23 protein-coding genes and 1 pseudogene are annotated in these 25485 nt (G+C 40.4%); 4 read left to right on the top strand and 20 right to left on the bottom strand.

Annotated features, from left to right (window positions below; translation table 11 throughout):
- The 7 genes from ADI58_RS08475 to parE all read right to left on the bottom strand — a co-directional run.
- A partial coding sequence (locus tag ADI58_RS08475) for an ABC transporter substrate-binding protein (protein ID WP_049522216.1) occupies positions 1 to 752 on the bottom strand: 752 nt, incomplete at its 3' end.
- 22 nt (positions 753 to 774) lie between these two features.
- The gene (locus ADI58_RS08470; protein ID WP_033676924.1) at positions 775 to 1797 is read right to left on the bottom strand and encodes a branched-chain amino acid aminotransferase; all 1023 of its coding nucleotides are present in this window, start codon (positions 1795 to 1797) and stop codon (positions 775 to 777) included.
- A 141-nt stretch (positions 1798 to 1938) separates the two neighbouring features.
- Positions 1939 to 3990: a thiol-activated cytolysin family protein gene (locus ADI58_RS08465; protein WP_080982516.1), complete on the bottom strand. Its 2052-nt coding sequence runs from the start codon at positions 3988 to 3990 to the stop codon at positions 1939 to 1941.
- 328 nt (positions 3991 to 4318) lie between these two features.
- Complete coding sequence (parC, locus tag ADI58_RS08460) at positions 4319 to 6799, bottom strand: DNA topoisomerase IV subunit A (protein ID WP_080982515.1); 2481 nt, start codon at positions 6797 to 6799, stop codon at positions 4319 to 4321.
- A gap of 353 nt (positions 6800 to 7152) precedes the next feature.
- Complete coding sequence (locus ADI58_RS08455) at positions 7153 to 7713, bottom strand: nucleotidyltransferase family protein (RefSeq protein ID WP_049522214.1); 561 nt, start codon at positions 7711 to 7713, stop codon at positions 7153 to 7155.
- Positions 7710 to 8570: an aminoglycoside 6-adenylyltransferase gene (locus tag ADI58_RS08450; RefSeq protein WP_049522217.1), complete on the bottom strand. Its 861-nt coding sequence runs from the start codon at positions 8568 to 8570 to the stop codon at positions 7710 to 7712. Before ADI58_RS08450 ends, ADI58_RS08455 begins: the two co-directional genes overlap by 4 nt.
- Positions 8571 to 8597: 27 nt before the next feature.
- Entirely contained in the window at positions 8598 to 10541 is a 1944-nt protein-coding gene (gene parE / locus ADI58_RS08445; protein ID WP_049522213.1) for a DNA topoisomerase IV subunit B, read from the bottom strand.
- Between the two features lie 135 nt (positions 10542 to 10676).
- Here parE and plsY point away from each other — a divergent pair, with 135 nt between their 5' ends.
- The gene (plsY, locus tag ADI58_RS08440; protein WP_049522212.1) at positions 10677 to 11318 is read left to right on the top strand and encodes a glycerol-3-phosphate 1-O-acyltransferase PlsY; all 642 of its coding nucleotides are present in this window, start codon (positions 10677 to 10679) and stop codon (positions 11316 to 11318) included.
- A 37-nt stretch (positions 11319 to 11355) separates the two neighbouring features.
- On the opposite strand, the gene ADI58_RS08435 is transcribed toward plsY, so the two are convergent.
- From ADI58_RS08435 to ADI58_RS08390, 10 genes are all read right to left on the bottom strand, one after another.
- Entirely contained in the window at positions 11356 to 12312 is a 957-nt protein-coding gene (locus ADI58_RS08435; RefSeq protein ID WP_049522211.1) for an ABC transporter permease, read from the bottom strand.
- Between the two features lie 2 nt (positions 12313 to 12314).
- Positions 12315 to 13373, bottom strand: a complete 1059-nt coding sequence (locus tag ADI58_RS08430) for an ABC transporter permease (protein ID WP_033683459.1) — start codon at positions 13371 to 13373, stop codon at positions 12315 to 12317.
- Positions 13366 to 14901: an ABC transporter ATP-binding protein gene (locus ADI58_RS08425; RefSeq protein WP_049522209.1), complete on the bottom strand. Its 1536-nt coding sequence runs from the start codon at positions 14899 to 14901 to the stop codon at positions 13366 to 13368. The genes ADI58_RS08430 and ADI58_RS08425 overlap by 8 nt, the downstream gene beginning before the upstream one ends.
- Positions 14902 to 15043: 142 nt before the next feature.
- The gene (locus tag ADI58_RS08420) at positions 15044 to 16096 is read right to left on the bottom strand and encodes a BMP family lipoprotein (protein ID WP_049522208.1); all 1053 of its coding nucleotides are present in this window, start codon (positions 16094 to 16096) and stop codon (positions 15044 to 15046) included.
- Between the two features lie 89 nt (positions 16097 to 16185).
- Positions 16186 to 16575 carry a cytidine deaminase gene (locus ADI58_RS08415; protein ID WP_049522207.1) on the bottom strand — a complete coding sequence of 130 codons (390 nt, stop codon included), beginning with the start codon at positions 16573 to 16575 and terminating at the stop codon, positions 16186 to 16188.
- A complete protein-coding gene (gene deoC / locus ADI58_RS08410; protein ID WP_033677427.1) occupies positions 16562 to 17224 on the bottom strand; it encodes a deoxyribose-phosphate aldolase in 663 nt (220 codons plus the stop codon). Before deoC ends, ADI58_RS08415 begins: the two co-directional genes overlap by 14 nt.
- 19 nt (positions 17225 to 17243) lie before the next feature.
- Positions 17244 to 18521 carry a pyrimidine-nucleoside phosphorylase gene (locus ADI58_RS08405; protein ID WP_033677429.1) on the bottom strand — a complete coding sequence of 426 codons (1278 nt, stop codon included), beginning with the start codon at positions 18519 to 18521 and terminating at the stop codon, positions 17244 to 17246.
- Positions 18518 to 19108 carry a class I SAM-dependent methyltransferase gene (locus tag ADI58_RS08400; protein WP_080982514.1) on the bottom strand — a complete coding sequence of 197 codons (591 nt, stop codon included), beginning with the start codon at positions 19106 to 19108 and terminating at the stop codon, positions 18518 to 18520. The genes ADI58_RS08405 and ADI58_RS08400 overlap by 4 nt, the downstream gene beginning before the upstream one ends.
- 207 nt (positions 19109 to 19315) lie before the next feature.
- Positions 19316 to 19723, bottom strand: a complete 408-nt coding sequence (locus tag ADI58_RS08395; RefSeq protein ID WP_049522204.1) for a hypothetical protein — start codon at positions 19721 to 19723, stop codon at positions 19316 to 19318.
- An 11-nt stretch (positions 19724 to 19734) separates the two neighbouring features.
- Positions 19735 to 20496 carry a hypothetical protein gene (locus tag ADI58_RS08390; RefSeq protein ID WP_049522203.1) on the bottom strand — a complete coding sequence of 254 codons (762 nt, stop codon included), beginning with the start codon at positions 20494 to 20496 and terminating at the stop codon, positions 19735 to 19737.
- Positions 20497 to 20697: 201 nt separating this feature from the next.
- Here ADI58_RS08390 and coaA point away from each other — a divergent pair, with 201 nt between their 5' ends.
- The 3 genes from coaA (at position 20698) to ADI58_RS08375 (ending at position 22487) form a co-directional block, all read left to right on the top strand.
- Complete coding sequence (gene coaA / locus ADI58_RS08385) at positions 20698 to 21618, top strand: type I pantothenate kinase (RefSeq protein ID WP_049522202.1); 921 nt, start codon at positions 20698 to 20700, stop codon at positions 21616 to 21618.
- Positions 21619 to 21685: 67 nt separating this feature from the next.
- A complete protein-coding gene (rpsT, locus tag ADI58_RS08380) occupies positions 21686 to 21922 on the top strand; it encodes a 30S ribosomal protein S20 (protein ID WP_001274000.1) in 237 nt (78 codons plus the stop codon).
- A gap of 52 nt (positions 21923 to 21974) precedes the next feature.
- Entirely contained in the window at positions 21975 to 22487 is a 513-nt protein-coding gene (locus tag ADI58_RS08375) for a DNA topology modulation protein (RefSeq protein WP_049522201.1), read from the top strand.
- A 91-nt stretch (positions 22488 to 22578) separates the two neighbouring features.
- Here the strand turns inward: ADI58_RS08375 and deoD are convergent, their stop codons facing one another.
- From deoD to ADI58_RS08360, 3 genes and pseudogenes are all read right to left on the bottom strand, one after another.
- Entirely contained in the window at positions 22579 to 23289 is a 711-nt protein-coding gene (gene deoD, locus ADI58_RS08370) for a purine-nucleoside phosphorylase (RefSeq protein WP_049522200.1), read from the bottom strand.
- 549 nt (positions 23290 to 23838) lie between these two features.
- On the bottom strand, positions 23839 to 25122 hold the full coding sequence (locus tag ADI58_RS08365; protein WP_049522199.1) for a chloride channel protein: 1284 nt from the start codon (positions 25120 to 25122) through the stop codon (positions 23839 to 23841).
- Positions 25079 to 25348, bottom strand: a pseudogene (locus tag ADI58_RS08360) (phosphorylase family protein); the annotation flags it as partial. The gene ADI58_RS08365 and the pseudogene ADI58_RS08360, both read right to left, overlap by 44 nt.
- Between the last annotated feature and the right edge of the window lie 137 nt (positions 25349 to 25485).

Here is a 25485-nt window from a genome sequence, read left to right as displayed (position 1 = left end):
GTCAATTTGATCTTTTCAATTTTTACCTTTTCTTTATCCCAGTAGTTTGGATTTTTCTCGTATTCGATTAACGATTTAGAAGTCAAGGTCTTCAAGATATAAGGACCATTGTAAAGAATACCTGCTGGAGTAACTGCTCCATAATCTTTACCTGATGCCTTCAAAAACTCTTCATTTACAGGCAACATCGTCGCTGTTGTAACTTTAGAATTCCAGAAACTTTCTGGTTTGTTTAGGGTATATTCAACTGTATAATCATCCAAGGCCTTAACACCAACTGTAGAGAAATCATTGGTCTCACCAGTCATGTAGGCATCCAAGCCCTTAATTGAATTTTGGATGAGAGAGACACCGTCTGACTTACCGTCAGCTACGTGTTTCAATCCTGTTACAAAGTCATGGGCTGTTACTTCTGCATATTCTTCACCTTCAGAAGTGTACCATTTAACTCCTTTACGAAGTTTGTAGGTATAAGTCAACCCATCTTTTGACACAGACCAATCCTCAGCCAAGGAAGGAATAACATTTCCGTACTGGTCGTTTTCCATCAAGCCATCAACCACGTTCCCGATGACATCTGTTGTAGATGTACGAGTCGCTATACTATAGTCCAAAGATGCTGGATCTACTGCATAGACATATGAAAATGTTGTCGGTGCATCTGCTTCTTTATCAGCTTTTCCACAAGCCACTAAAAGAGCTGTTGTGCTCAGGACCACTCCTGCTGTTAAGAGCCACTTTTTCGATTTCATCAAAAATCTCCTTTTGTTTATTTTAATCTACTTTTACAATCCAACCTTCTGGCGCTTCAATATCACCAAACTGAATACCTGTCAATTCATCATAAAGTTTACGAGTCACAGGGCCAACTTCTGTTTCACTATAGAATACATGGAAATCATCACCGTGCTGAATTCCACCAATTGGCGAAATAACTGCTGCTGTACCACAGGCACCTGCCTCTACAAAACGGTCAAGGTTATCAATTGGGACATCCCCCTCAATAGGAGTCAAGCCCAAGCGGTGTTCTGCCAAATAAAGCAAAGAATACTTAGTAATAGATGGCAAGATAGAAGGACTCAATGGTGTTACAAACTCATTGTCAGCTGTAATTCCAAAAAAGTTAGCTGAACCGACTTCTTCAATCTTTGTATGAGTTGATGGGTCTAGATAGATAACATCTGAGAAATGACGTGATTTCGCCAATTTCCCTGGCAAGAGACTGGCAGCATAGTTCCCACCAACCTTAGCCGCACCTGTACCATTTGGAGCCGCACGGTCGTATTCATCCTGAATCAAGAAGTTGGTTGGAACCAAACCACCCTTAAAATAATTTCCAACTGGCATAGCAAAGATGGTGAAAATATATTCCTCTGCTGGTTTAACCCCAATAATATCTCCAACACCAATCAAAAGTGGACGAAGATAAAGGGTTCCACCTGTTCCATATGGTGGTACGTATTCTTCATTCGCGCGGACAACTGCCTTACAAGCTTCTACAAACATGTCTGTCGGAACTTGTGGCATCAAGAGACGATCACAAGTACGTTGCAGACGTTTAGCATTTTCGTCAGGACGGAAAAGTTGAACACTACCATCCTTAGTACGGTAAGCTTTCAAACCTTCAAATGCTTGTTGACCATAGTGAAGACTTGGAGAAGACTCTGAAATATGCAAGGTTGCATCTTCTGTAAGTTCTCCTTGATTCCATTGTCCATTTTTAAAATGAGCAATATAGCGATAAGGTAATTTCATATAGGAGAAACCAAGGTTTTCCCAATCAATCGTTACTGTCATATTCCACTCCTTATTCTAAAAACCTATTTCTTATATTCTACACTTTTTTTCTAAAATAGCAAGTATATTTTGTAATTTTCAGAAAATTTCTTCAATAAAAAGAACCAGCTCTTAGAACTGATTCCTTCTACAAGTGAAAAATTAGTTATTTTCAACTTTTTCATCGTATTTTGGTCTTAGTGTTGTACCTGAGTTAATAATTGTACGTTTTTGAACAAGAGGAAGGTCTGTGCGATTATAAACTGTACGCCATGGTTCCCAAACAAGACCTGTTTTTTCTTGAATCTTCACGCGTATATTACGTACATTTCCTTTAAATTGAAGTTCAGTTTGGAAGCCAGCTGTTCTGTTTTTACCATTATCTTCCCATTGACGTGAGCGAATGCTTTCAACTCCATCCTTATCATAAGTTACTTCATCCCAGTAAACATAGTAACGAGCGATATAAGCTCCCTTATGATGTAAATTGAGGTAACCATTTTTATATGAAGTCACTTTAGTTTCAATGTAGTCTGTATTGCTTTGAATTGTGGCTACTTGATTATCTTTCAAGAATGCAGTCTTATAAGAAATTGGAACAGCAGGGTTTTGTGTACTGAAAGTAGCTCCTTCTTGAATCAATTTCTTCAAATCTTCTACTGTACCTGTCACAACACGTGCAGCGCCATCAGCATTTCCACCTACGATTGAAACTGTTACAGTTGTATTCTTCAAGACACGCGCCCATTCAGATTCTGGTTTAATAGGTACCCCTTTGATGACAGCATTAATTGCTGCTTTCAACTCTGTACTCTTGCTTGTTGTTTCAAATTTGACATACATTTGACGTCCGTATGAAACGCTTGACACGTATACAGGAGGTGTTTTGTCATCAATTCCACGTGCTTTCAATTGGTCAACCGTTACTCCTGGAGCAAATACATCTGATGGATTTTTTGGAGCATCAAAGTTAGCAGTATAGTAAATTTGTTTAAAATCAACAACTTCAACTTGTTTTTCACCCTTGTTCACAGCCTCAAAGTCAATTTTCAAATTAACACCGACTTTTTCAAAATCACTTCCGAATTTTGCTTTCAATTGATTCATGCTGTAAGCAGAAGTTGATTCGTACTGCATACGTGCTGGAGAAGGATTTTTCGCAGCATATTTTTCATGCCAACGATTTAACAAGGTATTCACACCTTCCTGCATACCACTTACAGTTGGATTAGCATCTACATAGCTATCTCCGCCTACCATTCCTGGTAAATCAACACTAATTCTACCTTTGCTACGATCTAAACTAATTTGTTGTGGTTTATTTTCTAGGAGGTCTTGATTTGCTTTAAACAAAGCACCTAGGAAGATATCTCCGTTACCATTAATGGCAACATCTGCAGAACCATTAGAAAGGTTTTTCTTCACTTTTTCTACAACCACAAATTCATTTCCTTGTTGTTTTGTGCTTGTATTAGTGTAATTTTCTAATGCTTCGCCTTTTCTAGTTAAAATATTTAGTTTATCGTAATTTAAACCAAATAAATAGTTATTTAGTTCTGCAGTAAAGTCTGTTTTTGCTTTGCTTTCTGTTTTAACTTGGTTTTCTGTTTTCTTATCTGCTACTACTTTTTCTTCTTTTACAGCACGATATACTTCAACTTCTGCCAAACTAAGAGGAGTTTTAGATTTATTTAATTCAATTTTTACATATCGTGCATTAACTCCTGAGAATTGAACATCAACTGTTGGTTGATTGTTTAAGCTATCGACATGTTGACGAGTTACTTCCTTACCATCTTTATCTAACAAAATAACATCAAAATTAGATAAACGATTTGCTACATCCCCATCTCCACGATTGTAAATACGAACAGTTCCCACACCTTCTTCTTTTGCTAGATCAACTTTCCACCAAGAATGATCTTGAAAATTTGTATGAGTAACTGAGTGATGTCTGTAGTTATTATCTCGATTGCCGTCAACCGCTCTAGAAGCATCTGCATCGTAATAAGTCGAACTCTGACTTGCAGACTTATGAGCAGCGATATTTTCACCAGCAACTGCAGCAACGCTTGGTTCTGTTGCTTTTACTACATTTGTTTGAAATACAAGGCCAGAACCTAGCAAAAATGTTGCAATGGCAACACCACATACTCCAACGCTACGTTTACGAATAGAAAAACGAAATCCTTTATCTTGTTTGTTTTGAGACATACAAAACTCCTATATATATTTGAACGAATTATTTCTTGAACGCGCTTTCTTGAAACAATAAGAGTATAACATAAAAATATTATAGATGCAATCGTTTTCTTAAAAAATTATTATTTTTTATTATCTAAACTTGTATAGTTGCCCATATGTTACTAATTTCACATTCAAATATCAAGTGGTCTATACCACTAAAAATAAGAAAACGAGCAGGCTTACGTCCCTATCAGTTGGGAATCAGCACTGTTCGTTTTTGTATATATAATCAAATTTAACTCTTAAATCTATGCCTTAAGAAATTTCTCAATGAAAAGCTTTTCATTGTTGTTTATCATCTCTTAGATTCAAATTCTGTATAAGCTTCCTGAAGATAGGCATCAAAAACTTCTTCATCCGAAATCGTGTCAGAGATGAAGCTACCATTACTTGTGCGTTCTGACAGGTTCAAGTCTTGTAATCGACTTTCATAGATCGTTCCTTTGTTAGATTGAACAAACAGAGTTTGGTCATTCCCGTCCACTTCTGTACTGAAGAGATCACCAACGAAGCCTTGTTCTGCAACTACTCCTGCTAAGAAGACACGATGCGGTTTGTTTTTCAACTCACGCAAGACTTGTAGTCCTCGTTTGGCACGGCTTGTTGCTGGAATTTCCTCAATAGAAACACGTTTCAAACTTCCACGTTGGGTCAAGAGGTAGAAGGATGAGGTATTACAGATAAAGGCAGATTGAAGGACATCATCTTCTTTCAAATTCATAGCCTTGACACCTGCAGCCTTGGCACCGACAACTGGAACCTCTTCGATATTGAAACGAAGCGCATAACCATTTTGACTTATCAAGAGAACATCATCCAGTTTAATCGGAGCTACTGCCACAATCTGGTCTGTCTCGTCTTTGAGCTTAGCATACTTGACAGACTTAGATTTATAGGTCCGCCATGGAGTGAACTCTTTTCGCTCTACACGCTTGATTTGACCGAGACGGGTCGCAGCAAAATAGGTTGTCCCATCATCGAACTGATCCAGTACTTCCACATAGAGGATTTCTTCGTTAGTTTCAAAGTTTGTGATGGTTTGGCTCAGATGCTCTCCGATATCCTTCCAGCGAATATCAGCCAATTCATGGATTGGTCGATAAATGACATTTCCAAGACTTGTGAACATCAAGAGATGCTGGGTTGTCTTGGCAGATTGAACAAAGATCAAACGGTCATCATCACGTTTGCCAATTTCTTCCAAGGTGGAAGCCGCAAAGGAACGAGGGCTGGTACGCTTGATGTAACCTGCCTTGGTCACGCTGACGTAGGTATCTTCCTCGGCGATCAGACTAGCTGTATCAATCTCGATTGCTTTCGCAGTGTCTTCTAAAGTACTCAAACGTGGAGTCGCAAACTTCTTCTTGACCTCACGAAGCTCTTTCTTCATGAGATTGTACATAGTCCGCTCATCACCGATAATAGCCGCCAGCATGGCAATCTTTTCACGAAGTTCTGCTTCTTCTTCCTGCAAGACAACTACGTCTGTATTGGTCAAACGGTAAAGTTGCAAGGTAACGATGGCCTCAGCCTGCTCCTCTGTAAAGTCATAGCTGACCTTGAGATTTTCCTTAGCGTCAGCCTTATTCTCAGAAGCACGGATAAGAGCAATGACTTCATCCAAAATCGAAATCACGCGAATCAAACCTTCGACGATATGGAGACGTTTCTCAGCCTTTTCCTTGTCAAAGCGTGAACGCGCCAAAATCACTTCTCGACGGTGGGCGATATAGCTAGACAAGATTGGGACAATCCCGACCTGACGAGGTGTGAAATTGTCAATCGCCACCATGTTAAAGTTGTAGTTGATTTGCAGATCAGTGTATTTGAAAAGATAATTAAGAACAAGCTCCGTATTAGCGTCTTTTTTGAGCTCAATAGCGATTCGAAGACCGTCACGGTCAGACTCATCGCGAACCTCAGCAATACCAGCCACCTTGTTATTGACACGAACATCATCGATTTTCTTGACTAGATTGGCCTTGTTGATTTCATAAGGAATCTCAGTAATAACGATTTGTTCCTTACCACCTTTTAGCTTTTCAATCTCAGTCTTGGAACGAACAACCACGCGCCCCTTACCAGTTTCGTAGGCTTTCTTGATTTCGTCACGCCCTTGGATAATTCCTCCAGTCGGGAAGTCTGGTCCAGGCAAGAATTCCATAAGTTTATCAACCTTGGCAGTTGGGTGGTCAATCATGTAAACAGCAGCATCAATGACCTCAGCCAAATTATGGGGAGGAATGTCTGTGGCATAACCAGCCGAAATCCCAGTCGAACCATTGACTAAAAGGTTTGGAAAGGCTGCTGGCAAAACTGTCGGCTCTTTCTCCGTATCGTCAAAGTTCCATGCAAAAGGAACAGTCTTTTTCTCGATATCCTGAAGAAGATAGCCAGCAATCTCAGACAAACGCGCCTCGGTATAACGCATAGCTGCAGGCGGATCTCCGTCCATAGAACCGTTATTACCGTGCATTTCAACTAGAATCTCACGATTTTTCCAATCTTGTGACATACGAACCATGGCATCATAGATAGAAGAATCCCCGTGTGGGTGGAAATTCCCCATGATGTTACCGACAGACTTGGCCGACTTACGGTAACTCTTGTCAAAGGTATTTCCATCCTTATTCATCGAATAAAGAATACGACGCTGAACCGGCTTCAATCCATCACGAATATCTGGCAAGGCCCGGTCTTGAATAATGTACTTGGAGTAGCGACCAAAGCGCTCTCCCATGATGTCCTCTAGGGACATATTTTGAATGTTACTCATATAGGATACAAAGCCCGAAAAATGCAAAGTGAAAATAGAAAATTCTTGAAGTAAGCAAGCTCACCAGAGAATTTATCTTTTTCACGCATCATTTAGGGCGTGTTCAACTCCTTTCAAAGAATGTAGAGTAGATTTTATAGATAGGGTGTTCAGTTACTATAAAGAACCAAACTATCCTTCTGTAGTTTAATGTGTTTAAAATGCGTTGCTTCAGTTAATAAGAAATTTCACATAGCATTCAGGGCGTGTTCAACTCCTTTCGAAGAATGGAGAGTAAATATTATGGAATAAGAAAAAATATAGAGTAAGTAAGTTTCATACAATTCCTGTATCGTCATTTCCACTTGAAATGTCTACTCCACAAATCCTCGTTTATATTTGATATGGCTGGCTATATTGCTATCTACATCTTTCCTATCCCAAAGTTGGAGTTCCCATGGGTAATAAAAATTACTTTTATTTTTAAAATAGATATGAATACCGACATAGCCATCTTTATCACGTAAATACCAGTTTTTTAGTCCGTACAGCTCTTGCCAATCATCTAGTTTCTCCATAACTTGAGCTATCTCTTTGGAACTTAAAATCATACGAGCACCAAAAATATCATTAAGAATGGAATTCACAGGATAGCCCTCTTGACGCTCTGAAAAACGTGTAATTTTATCTAAAATAGACTCAGAAGTTTTAACACGATAAACATAGGCAATATCTTGGACATCCGCTTTCATCAGATAATCATTAATTGACTCATGTAAATTCAGACGGTAGGCCAAAATCGCTTTAGTCGGAACTTTTGAAAAGGTATGCTTGAGATTGATTTTTTCCACCTTACCCGTTTCAAAATAATCTTTAGAATATTCTCGATGAATACGATTAATCTCTGTAATGAGGCGTTCCACTTTTTCAATCATGAGTCTTCTCCTCTCGCTTTTTCATTTTTCCAGTTATTCCCAAACTTCTTCACTCTTTCCTCAGCATACTCAATCATCTTCTCAGCCACTTCTTTATCGTAGTCAAAGCCCAGCTTTTGAGCAAGTCTTTGAGCTTCTCTATGGAAAAGTTGCATCGTAGCCAATAAAGACTGAGTGATTTTATCTATACTTGAAAAATCAAGCAAATCTGAGAATTCCTTTTCTTTCTCAGTGGGTAAATAGTTAAAAAGATACTTATAATTCTTGCCTATGTCGACTACTCCCCTATTACTTGCAACCTGCCAAGCCAAAATTTTCAAGAATTCTTGTTGACAAATGCCATAGAGATGGTCAGTCGCGTAGATGAGCTGATTCCGACAAATCCCTTTAACCACGTAAGATGATACCCACCAAAATTCATTACAGGATTTTACAAAATTCGTTTCAGTAGCTGGGCTTGTCCAGTAACGTTGAGGACTTGGGAAATAGGGAACAAATAAGCCCTTAGTGTCCTCTAGCACCGTGAAATCCGCTTCGCTTTCTACCCACTCTTGAATGTGGTCTTTGGGGCAGAGGGTTAAATCAATCCGATTGCCATCTTCAAAGAGCATGAGATAAAGACGACGGTGATCAAGCAGGACATGCTGCTCGATAATGCGTTTGCCAAACTGGTCCAACCAAGCAAGGTCACTCGTCAAATTATCTAAGTCGTCCACGACATAAACAACATCATAGTCTTGAAACTCGTCTTTTGGCGCTTTTGTACCCGTTCGTGAACCAGACATAGCGACAGCTTTGACTTGTAAAGTTTTGGCAGTCTGTAAAATCAGATCTAGCATTTCTGTTTCAGCTCTCATGTTGATACCCATTCATTAAAAAGTGACTTAAAACACCGTCGCTTCTTCTAGCGTAAACTTGACATTGTCCTCAATCCACTTACGGCGTGGTTCGACCTTGTCACCCATGAGGACATTGACGCGACGTTCTGCGCGGGCTAGGTCTTCAATCGTAACACGGATGAGGGTACGGGTTTCTGGGTTCATAGTTGTTTCCCAGAGCTGATCCGCATTCATCTCACCAAGCCCCTTGTAACGTTGAAGGGTCGCTCCTTTACCAAACTGCTTGCGGAGTTCTTCTAGTTCTCCGTCTGTCCAAGCGTAAGCTACTTCTTCTTTCTTGCCTTTACCTTTGGACATCTTGTAAAGAGGCGGAAGGGCGATGTAGACATGACCTGCCTCAACTAACGGACGCATGTAGCGGTAGAAAAATGTCAAGAGCAAGGTCTGGATATGGGCACCATCGGTGTCCGCATCGGTCATGATAATGATCTTGTCATAGTTGGCATCTTCAATAGAGAAGTCTGCCCCAACACCCGCACCGATGGTATAAATCATAGTGTTGATTTCCTCATTTTTGAGGATATCTGCCATCTTGGCCTTGGCTGTATTGATAACCTTACCACGAAGGGGCAAGATAGCCTGAAACTTACGGTCACGGCCTTGTTTAGCAGAACCGCCAGCAGAGTCCCCCTCGACTAGATAGAGTTCATTCTTAGCAGGATTCTTGGACTGGGCTGGGGTCAATTTCCCAGACAACAAGCCCTTATCTTTCTTATTTTTCTTCCCATTTCGGCTCTCATCACGCGCCTTACGTGCCGCTTCGCGAGCATCTCGCGCCTTGATAGCCTTGCGTATGAGGTTAGAAGCCAATTCTCCATTTTCCATAAGGAAGAAGGTCAACTTGTCAGCCACAATTCCATCCACAACGGGACGGGCAAGAGGGCTTCCTAGCTTATCCTTGGTCTGTCCTTCAAACTGGAGGTGTTCTTCTGGAACCAAGATAGAAAGAACGGCCGCTAGTCCCTCACGATAGTCTGAACCTTCAAGGTTTTTATCTTTTTCCTTGAGAAGCCCCGTCTTACGCGCATAGTCATTCATGACTTTAGTAATAGCAGACTTGAGTCCTGTCTCATGTGTTCCACCGTCCTTGGTACGAACGTTATTAACAAAGGACAGAATGTTATCTGAAAATCCATCATTGTACTGGAGAGCTACTTCCACTTGGAAACCATTATCTTCCCCTTCAAAGTAAAGAACTGGCGTTAAGGTCTCCTTGTCTTCGTTCAGATAAGAAACAAAATCTTGTACCCCATTCTCATAGTGGAATTCAATCGCTTCATCTGTTCGCTTATCTGTCAGAGACAAGGTCACATTTTTCAAGAGAAAGGCTGACTCATTGAGGCGTTCTGAAATGGTATTGTACTTGAAGTCTGTCGTAGAAAAGATAGTCGCATCCGGCATGAAGGTGACTTTGGTACCTGTCTTAGACTTGGGTACTGTACCGATTTTCTTTAAGGTCGTAACAGGTTTTCCACCATTTCCAAAACGTTGCTTATAGATTGCCCCGTCACGGGTAATTTCAACTTCCAGCCAACTTGAAAGAGCGTTAACAACGGAAGAACCCACCCCGTGGAGACCACCAGATGTCTTGTAGCCACCCTGACCGAATTTTCCTCCAGCATGAAGAATGGTAAAGATAACCTCAACAGTTGGAATTCCCATAGCGTGCATACCTGTCGGCATACCACGTCCGTGGTCTTGAACCGTTAAACTGCCGTCTTTATTAATGGTCACATCAATACGGTCACCAAATCCAGACAAGGCCTCATCGACTGCATTGTCGACGATTTCCCAGACTAGGTGATGGAGACCTGCCCCATCGGTCGATCCGATATACATCCCTGGACGTTTTCGAACCGCATCCAACCCTTCTAGCACCTGAATGGCGTCATCATTATAATTGTTAATATTGATTTCCTTTTTTGACACAAGAAACCTCCTATTCGTTCATCTTTACTATTCTACAGGTTTTCCAAGGATTTTGCAAAATTTTTCTTTCTCCGATGTGACAATTTCAGAAGAGATTCTCTGCCTTTCTTCTCCATTTCATGATATAATAGGAGTATGATTACAATAGTTTTATTAATCCTAGCTTATCTGCTGGGTTCGATTCCGTCTGGTCTCTGGATTGGACAAGTATTCTTTCAAATCAATCTGCGCGAGCATGGTTCTGGAAATACTGGAACAACCAATACTTTCCGCATTTTAGGCAAGAAAGCGGGTATGGCAACCTTTGTAATTGACTTTTTCAAAGGAACCCTAGCAACACTTCTTCCAATTATGTTTCATCTGCAAGGCGTTTCTCCTCTCATCTTTGGACTTTTAGCTGTCATTGGCCATACCTTCCCTATCTTTGCAGGATTTAAGGGAGGCAAGGCTGTCGCAACTAGTGCTGGAGTGATTTTCGGATTTGCTCCTGTCTTCTGTCTCTACCTTGCAGTTGTTTTCTTTGGAACCCTCTATCTTGGTAGTATGATTTCGCTATCTAGTGTCACAGCATCTATCGCGGCTGTCATCGGAGTTCTACTCTTTCCACTTTTTGGTTTTATCCTGAGTCACTATGACCTTCTCTTCGTCGCTATTATCTTAGCACTTGCTAGTTTGATTATCATTCGTCATAAGGATAATATCGCTCGTATCAAAAACAAGACTGAAAATTTAGTCCCTTGGGGATTGAACCTAACCCATCAACATCCTAAAAAATAAAACGCCAGTTTGAATGAACTGACGTTTTTTTGTATACTTATTTTGATTTGATATAGTTGATACCATCTGCTTTTGGTGCGACTGCTTTTCCAAAGAAGGCTGCCAAGACAAGAATTGTCAAGACATAAGGTGCGATTTGAAGATAAACTGTTGGCACACCTTGTAGGAATGGCAATTGAGAACCGATAACAGCCAAACTTTGTGAAAGTCCGAAGAATAGACTAGAAAGCATGGCTCCGATTGGATTCCATTTTCCGAAAATCATCGCAGCAAGAGCGATAAATCCAGGTCCAACAATAGTTGTTACTGAGAAGTTAACTGAGATGGATTGAGCATAAATCGCTCCACCAATTCCACCTAGGAAACCTGAAATGATAACCCCTAAATATCTCATTTTGTAGACATTGATTCCCAAGGTATCCGCTGCTTGAGGATGTTCACCTACAGAACGAAGACGAAGACCAAAGCGAGTCTTAAAGAGGATAAACCAAGCAAGGAATGAGAAGGCAATCGCGATATAACCTAGCAGACTTGTTGACTTGAAGAAGATATCACCGATAACTGGGATATTTGCCAAGACTGGGAAATCAAAACGTCCAAAAGTCTGACTTAGGTTGTCGGTTTGTCCTTTGTTATAAAGGACTTTCACTAAGAAAACAGCCAAGGCTGGCGCCATCAAGTTCAATACCGTACCGCTGACAACATGGTCTGCACGGAAATGAACCGTCGCTGCTGCGTGGATGATAGAGAAGAGGCCTCCAACCAATCCTGCTACAAGCAAGGATAGCCATGGAGTTGCTGCTCCAAATTGTTCTGCAAATTCAAGGTTAAAGACGACTCCAGAGAAGGCTCCCATAACCATAATTCCTTCAAGGCCGACGTTTACCACACCACTACGTTCAGAGAAAACACCACCGATACTTGTAAAGATGAGGGGGGCTGAGTAAATCAGCATAGAAGACACCAAGAGGGTGAGCAAGGTTGTAATAGACATCTTTACTTACCTCCTTTAACTTGTTTTTTCGGTTTGACAAAGCGTTCGATAAGGTAATGAACACTGACAAAGAAGATAATAGACGCTGTTACAATGCTGACAAGCTCAGACGGTACCTGCGCCGCATTCATACCTGGGGCTCCAACTTGGAGAACACCAAATAGGAAGGCTGCAAATAGAATACCAATTGGTGAGTTAGCCGCAAGCAGACTAACCGCCATCCCGTTAAATCCGACAGCTAATGATGCCCCTTGAACATAGACGTTCTGGAAGGTTCCAAGCCCTTCAACAGCTCCACCAAGACCTGCCAAGGCACCTGAAATAATCATTGAGAGGATAATCGTTCTTTTTGCAGAAATACCAGCATATTCTGAAGCATGTGGATTAAGACCAACCGCACGGATTTCAAAACCAAGAGTTGTTTTCTTGAGCATGAACCAAATAACTGCAACAGCAATGAGAGCAAAGAAAATACCAATATTCATCCGCGAATTACCAGTCAACTCAGCCAACCAAGGTGTCTGGTAAGTTGCATTAGCCCCAACACGAATGGTCGAATCTGTACTTTGCATGAAGTCTTTAGGGAAAGCATGGATAAAGGCATTTCCTACATACAAGACGATGTAGTTCATCATGATGGTCACAATGACCTCTGACGTCCCTAGATAGGCTCTCAGAATACCCGGAATTGCTCCGACAATTCCTCCAGCAATCAAGGCAATCACGATGGTTGCTAGAATCATCAAGGGACGCGGCATATCAGGATGCGATAAGGCAAACCAACCACTGAGAATCCAACCAGCCAAAGCCTGACCAGGAAGTCCGACGTTAAAGAAACCAGCTCGACTGGCAACGGCAAAACCAAGACCAATCAAGACCAGAGGACCCATAGCACGGAAGATTTCCCCAATCCCACGTAGACTACCAAAGGCTGTATAGAACAATTCTTCGTAGCCCCAAATAGCATCATAACCAAAGATCCACATAACAATGGCTCCGAGTAAAATTCCTAGAAATACAGAAATCAAGGGAACCGAAATTTGTTGTAATTTTTTAGACATCACTCTTCTCCTTTCCCAAGTTTCCACCAGCCATCAAGACACCAAGTTCTTGTTTATTGGTTGCTTCTGGTGATACAATACCTTGAATCTTACCATCGTGGATAACGGCAATGCGGTCTGAGACGTTTAAAATCTCATCCAATTCAAAGCTGACAACTAGAACAGCCTTACCATTATCACGCTCTTCAATCAAGCGCTTGTGGATATATTCAATGGCACCGACATCCAAACCACGAGTTGGCTGGCTGACGATAAGGAGATCAGGATCACGATCAATTTCACGAGCAATAATTGCTTTTTGTTGATTTCCTCCTGAGAGTGCAGCTGCAGGAACAAATTCACTGGCAGCACGAACATCAAACTCTTCCATTAGCTTTTTAGCATAAGAAGTAATATTTGAATAGTTCAAAATTCCATTTTTACTATGTGGTTCTTTATAGTAGGTTTGAAGGGCAATATTTTCAGAAATCATCATTTCCAAAATCAAACCATCACGGTGACGGTCTTCTGGAACGTGCCCAACACTCAACTCTGTAATTTGTCGTGGGTGCAAGCCCACAATTGAATCACCTTTTAGCTCAATGCTACCAGATTCAACCTTGCGAAGACCTGTAATGGCTTGAATCAGTTCAGACTGACCATTCCCATCAATCCCCGCAATACCAACAATCTCTCCAGAACGAACATCCAAGGACAGATTTTTAACAGCTGGAACACCGCGGTTTTCATTGACCACCAAGTCTTTAATAGACAAGACCACTTCTTTTGGTTGAGAGGCTTGTTTCTCTGTTTTAAAGGAAACAGAACGTCCTACCATCATTTCTGCCAAATCAGCATTGGTAGCCCCTGCGATTTCGACAGTTTCAATTGATTTCCCACGACGGATAACTGTAACACGGTCAGAAACTGCTCGAATTTCATCCAACTTGTGGGTAATCAAGATAATTGATTTTCCTTCTTTGACAAGATTTTTCAAAATAGCCATCAACTCATCAATTTCTGATGGAGTCAAGACAGCCGTCGGTTCGTCAAAGATAAGGATATCAGCTCCCCGATAAAGGGTTTTTAAAATTTCTACACGTTGTTGGGCTCCGACTGAGATGTCTGCTACCTTGGCAGAAGGGTCAACAGCTAAGCCATAACGTTCAGAAAGAGCCTTGATTTCTTTGCTAGCTCCAGCGATATCTAGCACACCATTTTTAATCAATTCACTACCTAAAATGATGTTTTCAGCCACTGTGAAGGCTTCTACCAACATAAAGTGCTGGTGAACCATTCCGATTCCCAAGCTAGCTGCTTTAGATGGTGAGTCGAGGTTGACAACTTGACCGTTGACCACAATTTCACCACTGGTTGGTTCAAGAAGCCCTGCTAACATGTTCATGAGCGTGGACTTACCAGCCCCATTTTCTCCTAAAAGTGCATGAATTTCACCTTTTCGTAGGTGCAGGTTGATTTTGTCGTTGGCAATAAATTCACCAAACACCTTGGTAATATCACGCATCTCAATGACATTTTCGTGTGCCATGTGCTCTTCCTTTCAGAGTCTTATTTTATTTCAATAAAACTTGCTAGTTTATCTAGTAACAAGCTTTACTGAGACAAAATGACTTTGTCTCAACTCTTAAAAAGCGGCCGAGGGCCGCTTCCTAAGAAATGACTTCCATCCATTATTTTGCAGGAACTTTTACGCTTCCATCAAGGATTTTAGATTTAGCATCTTCGACAGCTTTTTTACCTTCTTCTGAAAGGTTTGTTACTGCCAAGTCAACCCCTTTATCTTTCAATGAGTAAACGATTACTTGACCACCAGGGAATTCACCTTTTTCTGCCTTGTTAGAAATATCTTTTACAGTTGTACCAACTTGTTTCAAAGTAGATACAAGAACAAAGTTTGATTCTTTACCATCTTTAGAAGTGTATTTACCTTCTGCTTCTTGGTCACGGTCAACACCGATAACCCAAACTTTTTCATTTTCAGGACGGCTTTCGTTAAGTGATTTTGCTTCTGCAAAGACACCTGCACCTGTACCACCAGCTACTTGGTAAACAACGTCTGCACCAGCTGCGTATTGTGCCGCTGCAATTGTTTTACCTTTGGCATTATCACCAAATGAACCAGCATAGTCAACTTGTACTTTGATAGATGAATCTACTGAGGCAACACCTGCCTTGAAACCAGCTTCAAAACGAGAGATAACTTCTGACTCCATACCACCTACAAAACCAACTTGTTTTGTCTTAGTTGTTTTTGCTGCAGCCACACCTGCGAGGTAAGCAGATTCATTATCAGCAAATGTTACACTAGCAACATTCTTTTTATCTTTAATCACATCATCAATCAAAACATAGTTCAAATCAGTGTGCTCTTCTGCTGCATCTTTAACTGCATTGTGAAGGGCAAAACCAACACCGAAGATTAGGTTGTAACTTCCAGCCGCTTGTTGCAAGTTGTTAGCGTAGTCAGCTTCACTTGTTGATTGGAAGTAAGTGAAACCTTTATCTTTTGCAAGATTGTGTTCTTTACCCCAAGCCTGCAAACCTTCCCAAGCTGATTGGTTGAATGATTTGTCATCAACACCACCAGTATCAGTGACGATTGCTGCTTTTGTCTTCACATCAGAAGATGAATCTGCCTTACGAGAAGAGCGGTTACCACATGCAGCAAGTCCAACTGCTGCCACTGCAACTAGGCCAAGACCTAGCCATTGTTTCTTGTTCATTACTGAACCTCCTAAATAAGATGTGCAACGATGTTGCAAGTATGGATTGGTTGGCCACAAGGACCGTGCCACTCAGAGAGCGACTCAGACTAATTTAAGTCTGTAAAAGAGTATGGAAGTAATTCCCCGACCGTCATCTCGACCGTCGATTTATCTTTTGCGACTAAGGTCACTTTTAGATCTTGTTCAAAAAATTCGACCATTACTTGGCGACAAGCACCACATGGCGAGATTGGTTTTTCAGTTTGTCCATAGACAATCAATTCGGAAAACTCTCTTTGGCCTTCGGAAACTGCTTTAAAAATCGCTGTACGCTCTCCGCAGTTGGTCAAAGAATAGCTAGCATTTTCGATATTCACTCCCGTGTAAACACTTCCGTCTTTGGCTACTAAAACTGCTCCGATAGGAAAGTGAGAATAGGGGACGTAGGCATATTTGCTGGTTTCAATTGCCAGTTCAATCAACTCAGTAGTCGCCATCAGCCAATTCTCCTTTTAAAATGGCTACCCCAGCTGACGTTCCGATACGGGTCGCCCCAGCTTCCACAAAGGCAAGAGCATCTGCATAAGAACGAGCTCCACCAGCAGCCTTGACACCCATATCAGGTCCAACTGTTTCACGCATTAATGTAACATCTGCTACCGTCGCACCACCAGTTGAAAAACCAGTAGATGTCTTAACAAAATCAGCTCCAGCTTTTTGAGCTAATTGGCAAGCCACAACTTTTTCTTGGTCTGTAAGAAGGCAAGCTTCAATAATGACTTTTACTAACTTGTCACCACTTGCTTCTACAACAACACGGATGTCCGATTCAACCAAATCAAGATTACCTGATTTGAGAGCTCCAACATTGATCACCATATCAATCTCATCTGCACCATTTTGGATAGCTTCTTTTGTCTCAAAAGCTTTCACAGTTGAAGTTGTTGCTCCCAAAGGGAAACCCACTACTGTACAGACCTTGACATCTGTGCCTTCAAGCCCATTTTTAGCATGTTCAACCCAGGTCGGATTAACACAAACACTGGCAAAATCATACTCCCTAGCCTCAGACAACAAACAATCAATTTGATTTTCTGTTGCATCTTGTTTTAAAAGCGTATGATCGATATATTTGTTTAATTTCATATTCGGATTCTCCTGCAGTTTATGAGATAATTTCTATAATTTCTCGTAAACTTTGCACCCTATCATTTATTTTAACATATTTTTGAAAATCTGTAACTAGCTGAGGAGAAATTTTTCCATTTGTGTATACTTTTGCAACAATTTCTCCCTTTTGAACGGAGTCTCCAACCTTCTTTTCAAAAACAATTCCAGTTTCATAGTCCAAAGCATCAGACTTGACTGCACGGCCTGCCCCCAGTCTCATAGCATAAAGCCCAAATTCCATAGCTGGAAGAGCTGAAATGACACCCGTTTCCTGAGCAGGTATTTCCACCACATGGGTAACATTTACAGGACGATAGAGGTCTTCCAAGTCTCCACCTTGGGCTTGGACCATCTCCTCAAACTTAGCCAGTGCTTGACCATTTTCAAGATGTTGGCGAACTTCTTCAACTGTTTTATTTACATTTGCCAAACCAAGCATAATTTGAGCCAGTTCACAGATGAAGTGGGTAATATCCTGACGACCTTGACCTTGTAAAATCTCCAATGCCTCAAGGATTTCAAGACGATTTCCAATCGCTTGTCCCAAAGGTTGACTCATGTCCGTAATCACTGCTACCGTCTTCCGTCCAACAGCCTTACCAAGTTTCACCATGGTTTGAGCCAGTTCACGCGCCTCATCAACCGTTTTCATGAAGGCACCCTCGCCAACAGTCACGTCTAGTAAAATAGCATCCGCCCCTGCCGCAATTTTCTTGCTCATCACCGAACTCGCGATCAAAGGAATCGTGTCGACAGTTGCGGTCACATCACGTAGGGCATAGAGAAGCTTATCCGCTTTGACCAGCTGGTCTGATTGCCCAATGACAGATACACCAATATCCTGAACCTGACGAATGAAATCTTCTTGACTACGTTCTACTTGATAGCCCTTGATTGATTCTAATTTATCAATTGTTCCACCCGTATGGCCGAGACCACGACCACTCATTTTCGCGACTGGAACTCCAAAACTCGCTACTAAAGGAGCTAAAATCAAGGTCACCTTATCACCAACACCACCCGTAGAATGCTTGTCAACCTTAACCCCATCAATAGCGGATAAATCAAACTCTTGCCCTGTCTTGACCATATTCATAGTTAGGTCAGAGATTTCTCGAGTCGTCATTCCTTTGAAATAAACAGCCATAGCAAAGGCAGACATCTGATAATCAGGGACAGTTCCTGACACATAGCCTTCTACCAGCCATTCAATTTCACTCGAAGTCAATTCTTGACCGTCTCGTTTCTTTTGAATTAAATCAACTGCTCTCATTCGTTCACACTTCTAAGGATATAGTATCCCTTATCTTTTTTGACGATTTCACAATTGCCAAACACATCCTCCATCTTTGACTTGGCACTTGGAGCCCCTTGTTTCTTCTGGATAACGATTGTTAAATCTCCACCAGTTTCCAAAAAATCTTTACTTTTCTCAATGATTTCATGAACCACTTGCTTGCCCGCACGGATAGGAGGATTGGAAATGACATGGTCAAATGTGCCTTCAACTTGTTCATAGATGTTGGACTGGAAAATCGTCGCTGCCACTTTATTTCGTTCAGAATTTTGTCGCGCCAAATCCAAGGCACGATTATTAATATCGACCATGGTCGCCTGAACTCCATAAGCCTTAGCCAAGGACAAGCCCAAAGGCCCGTAACCACAGCCTACATCAAGGACAGTTTCTCCTTGGTTGACCTCTAGACACTTGAGCAAGAGTTGACTTCCAAAGTCAACCATTTTCTTGCTAAAAACACCCGCATCCGTCAAAAAGGTCATTTTTTCTCCCAACAAGTCCACTCTCAACTCATGAATGTCGTGAGCAGCGTCAGGATTTTCTGCATAATACATTTTACTCATGAAACTATTTTACCATAATTTGACTTAAATTGTAAATCGTTTACAAATTGATAATAAAACGAAAAAGACTGAAGAAAACTAGTAAGTAAAACATTTTCTTCAATCTCTTTCAATTATTGGAAACGAATGACAAGCCATTGGGATCTATAAGGTATCACAGTCAAGATAAAACAACAAATTTATTGTCTATAATCAAGCGCATTTTTATTACGATTGCTTAACCTTACAATACTTTATTATTAACAAAATTCCCAACAAAATGTTTAGATAAAAGCCCAACTGATAAGTTTGTGTCAGAATTTCCAAACTTGTCCAAAGGCGTATCAAATCTTCTAGCGACATGCGGAAGAAATAACCCTCTGTAGCAATCCATAGAACTAAGAAGAAATAACTACCAGCAGCAAGCCATTTCGTCCACCGTTTTTTTAGGAAGAAAGCAATCAAGAGCGAACAGATAAATACAGCTGTTACAATGGCATGTTCCATCAAAAAAGTAAAACCGTAATAGATTTCCACAAAGCGTCTACCATTATCCGCATTGGCTCCTTTTATAAAAGGTAGTGCAAAACTTAAAATAAAACAAAGTTCCAATAAATAGCTTTTGAGGGTCTTCATAGCATTTCCTCCTACAAAACATTATCTAAAACAACATTCCATTTGGAGCCATATCGGTCAAGATATACTGTATATTTACTATATTTGTGAGTTATCCAACCTTGATTTCCTACTTTTGAAAACTCAGGATAGCAACTCCAATCTCCTTGACCACCAAGATTAAATGTTTTTGTTTGCCAACCTAATCCAACGAAAAGGTTTGAATCGATGACTGTAACATCCCTCTCAGCGATAGAGTAACCTCCAGAAACATTGGTAATATTGATAGAACCGTCATCATACTTAGTCCATTTAACTGTCATATAGAGACGGACACTTCCCGTATCATCCCATGTGCTATTAGAAGAATTATTATAAGAATTCTGAGCATAAACTGTCTGAATTCCAAACAATTGACCAGTCAATTTACTCAATTCGGAAAAAGATTTTTCCACAACTGTCAGTTCTCTTAAATCTACTAGATAATCCGTCCTACCACTAACGAGATTGTCTGCTTCTCTGGTTATGCGAGTGTCCACAATACCTGGAGCAGAATATTCTGCTCCTTTATTATCTGTTGCAGAAACAACTTTATCCAACCTATAGCGAATAGATTTATCGGTCTCAGATAAAATTTCATCTTTTTTGACATCTTTCGGGACTCTAAGTACATGACCATCTTTATTTTCGATAACATTCACTGAATCAGTAGCAAATACTGTATTTACTGAATACAAACCAAATGTTAATACAAATGCACCCAACAAAATGAGAAATTTTCCTTTGCTTGCCATAGCTCTTACTCCTTTCTTTAAGCAAACATCTGGGCGATTTATGATTGATTAGTAATGTTATATAACAATCACTCCTCTCTCACATTACTAGCAATCTCTAACCACTTTTATTATACAACAATAAGTTAGCATCTGTCAAGAAAACGCTTTATTTTTTTAGCTTTTTATGGTATGATAGACAAAATATCTAGGGGAAAACAAATGACCAACGAATTTTTACATTTTGAAAAAATCAGCCGCCAGACTTGGCAATCTTTACATAGAAAAACCACACCTCCTTTGACAGAAGAGGAATTAGAATCCATCAAGAGTTTTAATGACCAGATTAGCTTGCAGGATGTTACCGATGTCTATCTACCCCTAGCCCATCTCATCCAGATTTACAAACGTACCAAGGATGATTTGGCTTTTTCTAAAGGGATTTTTCTTCAACGTGAAAGTAAATCCCAACCTTTTATCATTGGGGTTTCTGGGAGTGTTGCCGTTGGAAAATCAACAACTAGTCGCCTACTTCAAATCCTACTGTCCCGTACACTTACAGATGCTACGGTTGAGTTGGTAACAACTGACGGCTTTCTCTATCCCAACCATACCTTGATTGAACAGGGGATTTTAAATCGCAAGGGATTTCCTGAAAGCTATGATATGCAAGCTCTTCTCAACTTCCTGGATCACATCAAAAATGGACAAGATGTAGATATTCCTGTCTATTCTCATGAAGTCTACGACATCGTTCCTGAGGAAAAACAAAACGTCAAAGCAGCTGACTTTGTCATTGTCGAAGGGATTAACGTTTTTCAAAATCCACAAAACGAACGTCTCTATATCACCGACTTCTTCGACTTTTCCATCTATGTTGATGCTGCAGTGAATGACATCGAGAGTTGGTATCTGGACCGTTTCTTGAAGATGCTGAGCCTAGCCCAAAACGACCCTGATAGCTACTATTATCGTTTTACACAAATGCCGATTGGGGAAGTGGAATCCTTTGCCCATCAGGTCTGGACCAGTATCAATCTCACAAATCTACAAAATTATATTGAACCAACCAGAAATCGTGCAGAAGTGATTCTTCATAAAACAAAGAACCATGAAATCGATGAAATTTACTTAAAAAAATAATTTCCCCTTGTCAAAACGTAAGTTTTCAGATATAATGGTATAGTTAGTAAATATGGAGGTAAGAACATTGGCAAACATTAAATCAGCTATCAAACGCGCTGAATTGAACGTTAAACAAAACGAAAAGAACTCAGCTCAAAAATCAGCTATGCGTACTGCTATCAAAGCTTTCGAAGCAAACCCATCTGAAGAACTTTTCCGTGCTGCTAGCTCAGCTATCGATAAAGCAGAAACTAAAGGTTTGATTCACAAAAACAAAGCAAGCCGCGACAAAGCTCGTCTTTCAGCTAAACTTGCTAAATAAGAAACAGTCCATAGAGGCTGTTTTTTTGTCTCCAAATAGGAAAAGGTAGAAAATGAAAATCGCAATTATCGGATATTCTGGTGCTGGTAAGTCAACGCTAGCTGAAAAGTTATCTCTCCACTACTCCATCCCAAAACTTCATATGGACACACTACAATTTCAACCTGGTTGGCAAGACAGCGATCGCGAATGGATGTTGAGCGAGATGAAAAGCTTTCTCACCAAGCATGAAGATTGGGTCATTGATGGTAATTATTCTTGGTGTTTCTATGAGGAAAGAATGCAGGAAGCTGACCAAATCATCTTTCTCAATTTTTCTCGCTGGAATTGTCTGCTACGAGCCTTTAAACGTTATCTTAAATACCGGGGAAAAGTAAGAGAAAGTATGGCGGCTGGCTGTAAAGAACAATTTAATTGGGAGTTTATCAGATGGATTCTCTGGGATGGCCGAACAAATAATGCTAAGGAAAGATACCAAAAATTAAGTGATACCTACCCTGAAAAGATGCATATTCTCCATTCTCAAGCAGAGATTGATTATTTCTTACAATCTCTTAAAAAATAGACAATAGAGTAACATTCATTAAGGTCAGTATGTAGTGAATGACTAAAAAAGGAAGATTTTCATTCAGAAAATCTTCCTTTTATGTTCCCTTTTATTCAGCAATTAAGGTTTCTAGGCCAACCTTCATCATATCGGTGAAGGTATTTTGGCGTTCTTCTGCAGTTGTATCTTCGTCTGGATTGACCAAACTATCAGAAATAGTCATGATAGCAAGGGCATCAACATGGTATTGAGCAGCAAGATAGTAAAGAGCTGCTGCTTCCATTTCCACAGCCTTGACTCCCCATTTACCAAGTTCGATGTTCTTTTCAAAGTAGTTTGAATAAAAGACATCAGAAGACAAAACGTTCCCAACGTGGGTGGTCATACCGAGTTCTTTGGCGATATGGTAGGCCTTATCCAACAAATCAAAGCTAGCGATTTGTGGGAAATCATACTGTGGCCAGTCATTGCGGATGATGTTAGAGTTGGTTGCAGCTGCCTGCGCCAAAACCAATTCACGAACGTGAACATCTTCATTCAATGAACCTGCTGTTCCCACACGGATCAATTTTTTCACACCGTAGTCAACAATCAACTCACGCGCATAAATCGAAATAGATGGCATCCCCATCCCAGTTCCCATGACAGATACACGGTGTCCCTTGTAAGTACCAGTGTAACCAAACATGTTACGCACTTCGTTAAAACAAACAGCATCTTCAAGGAAATTCTCCGCAATAAATTTCGCACGAAGAGGATCCCCAGGAAGAAGAATTTTATCAGCAATTTCACCCTGCTGAGCAGCGATATGGATAGACATAATTTATGATACAAAGAGCGACAAGAAAACGACTGAAAATTAGGAATCTGACGAGAAATCCTGATTTCTCAGTCAGATTATCTATTTTCCGAGTTTTCCGCTCGTGTTCAAATCAGAACACACGCTCTACCTTTCTTTATTTTATATTGAGAAAGATACCAAACCCGTTAAAAAGCAAAGGGAAAATAGGAGTTGGGTGCAGTGAGCGATGCTCGCTAGACCAACTATCTTTTTCCCACTGCTTTTAGGGTGGGGTCAATTCCTTTCTTTCTTAATTTTGATGATATTGAGAAGATTAGACCGGCTTCAATTCAAACCCGAACTCCCCCTTCTCTTTTGAGTTTTTAGAAAAGTTTTCCGCTAGTGTTCAAATCAGAACATCTCGCTCTACCTTTCTTTTTTTATTTTTATATTTCATAGCTAGGAAAAATCGGATTCAACCATGACTCCAATAGGCCTACTTCATTTTTATTTCAAACAGTTATAAATAAATTGAGAGTTTTTTTAATCTTTTAAGTTAAATCCTTAACTAGAAGAAATGGGCATTTCCTACCTAATTACTTTATTCTTTGACTTCTGACTCAGTCTGCTAGCCCAAGGAAAGCGATCTAACATTTTTGCAAATTCATAAGCTAAAACAGCTGTTACTAAGAGATACGGAAGAGAATCTATACCTAGCCCAGTGAAACCTATAACTAATCCGGTTGCAGAAATGGGTGCCCTCAAGGTCACAGATAAAAAGCAAACAGATCCCAAAAGCAAAATGCTTGGCTGGCTATCCCCACCTAGAATCATGCCCAAGAAAGCAGCTCCAGCCATCCCCAAGGCAAAAGATGGCGTAAGTGTACCACCATAGGCCCCTGCCCACAGAGTAATAAGAACGACCAGTGCTTTTAGGATAAACAAGAGGAATACTGTTTTGCCATTGCTACCATTCAATACTTCCTGAGCCATCATACGTCCATTTCCAAGTAGATGTGGAAAATAGCTTGCCAATCCAGCAAGAAAAAGAAAAGCTGTAGGCAATGTGAGAAGTATTCGTTTATCTTTTATTCTGTTTGAAGACACTTCTTTACTTAAGCGACCAAAAATCCAAGCTAGTGGGGTTAAGAAAAGAAGTAATAAGGGAATAATCCACATTTTCTTTAATGACCATGCGATAGCTGGAATCTGGTAGAGAGCCTGATCTGAAATAACCAAGCCTGCTGTATAGGTTGACACATAGGTAGTCAAACCGACTAAGACAAATCGTTTAATAGATAGAGCAATTCCTAGGGTTTCAAAAACAAAGAAGACACTTGTTAATGGAACCTGATAAACAGCCGCTAAACCAGCACCAGCACCACAAGCAAGGAGAAAGGTTTGATCCTTCTTAGAGAGAAAACATATTTTTCCAATTGGCCCTGCAAATAGAGTTCCAATCTCTCTTGGCGCAGCTTCTTTACCAATAGGCGCTCCCCCTCCAACTGCAATAATCTGCCAAATTGAATGAAATAACTGTTTTAAAAAATGAAGTTTGTATTGTGAAGCCTCATCCTTCATCTGTGCTTTAATGGAAAAAATCTGTGATTTTTTTTGCAAGAAATACCAGACCAAGGATGAGCTGATACCCACGATTATTAAACTTAATCCTATCCGCGACGAGGAAACTCCATCTGTCAAGAATACAGTTTGATGCTCTGATTGACCAAAAGCTATCCCCTCTATCATCTTTAAAAGATAATGTAGAAAAATACCAGATAAACCTGAAACTATTCCTTGCAAAATGACTGCTAGGAATAATTTAAGATTATAAGGGATTTTCTGAAAAATACTCCTCAATTCTTTTAACATAATAATAATTCAGCAAAACGGCTTTAAGTAAGCCTTTAACACACTCAGTCACTTCTATAACCTCTTCGTGGTTAAGCTCTTCTTTGAAACCAGTAGTATAGTTAGTAATACATAAAATTCCTAGAAGTTTCAAACCTGAGTAAGCTACAACAATAACTTCAGGAGCAGTTGACATTTCGACCACATCTGTTCCAAGCATCTTATAGGTACGAATTTCTACTCGTGTTCAAATCCAAACACGCGCTCTACCTTTCTGTTTATACTCTTCGAAAATAAAATTCAAACCACGTCAACGTCGCCTTGCCGTATGTATGGTTACTGACTTCGTCAGTTATATCCACAACCTCAAAACAGTGTTTTGAG

Origin of the sequence: Streptococcus mitis (assembly GCF_001074635.1) — a bacterium.
GTDB lineage: Bacteria > Bacillota > Bacilli > Lactobacillales > Streptococcaceae > Streptococcus > Streptococcus mitis_E.
Note: the sequence above shows the minus strand (reverse complement) of the source record. Positions and strands in the feature narration are given on the sequence as shown.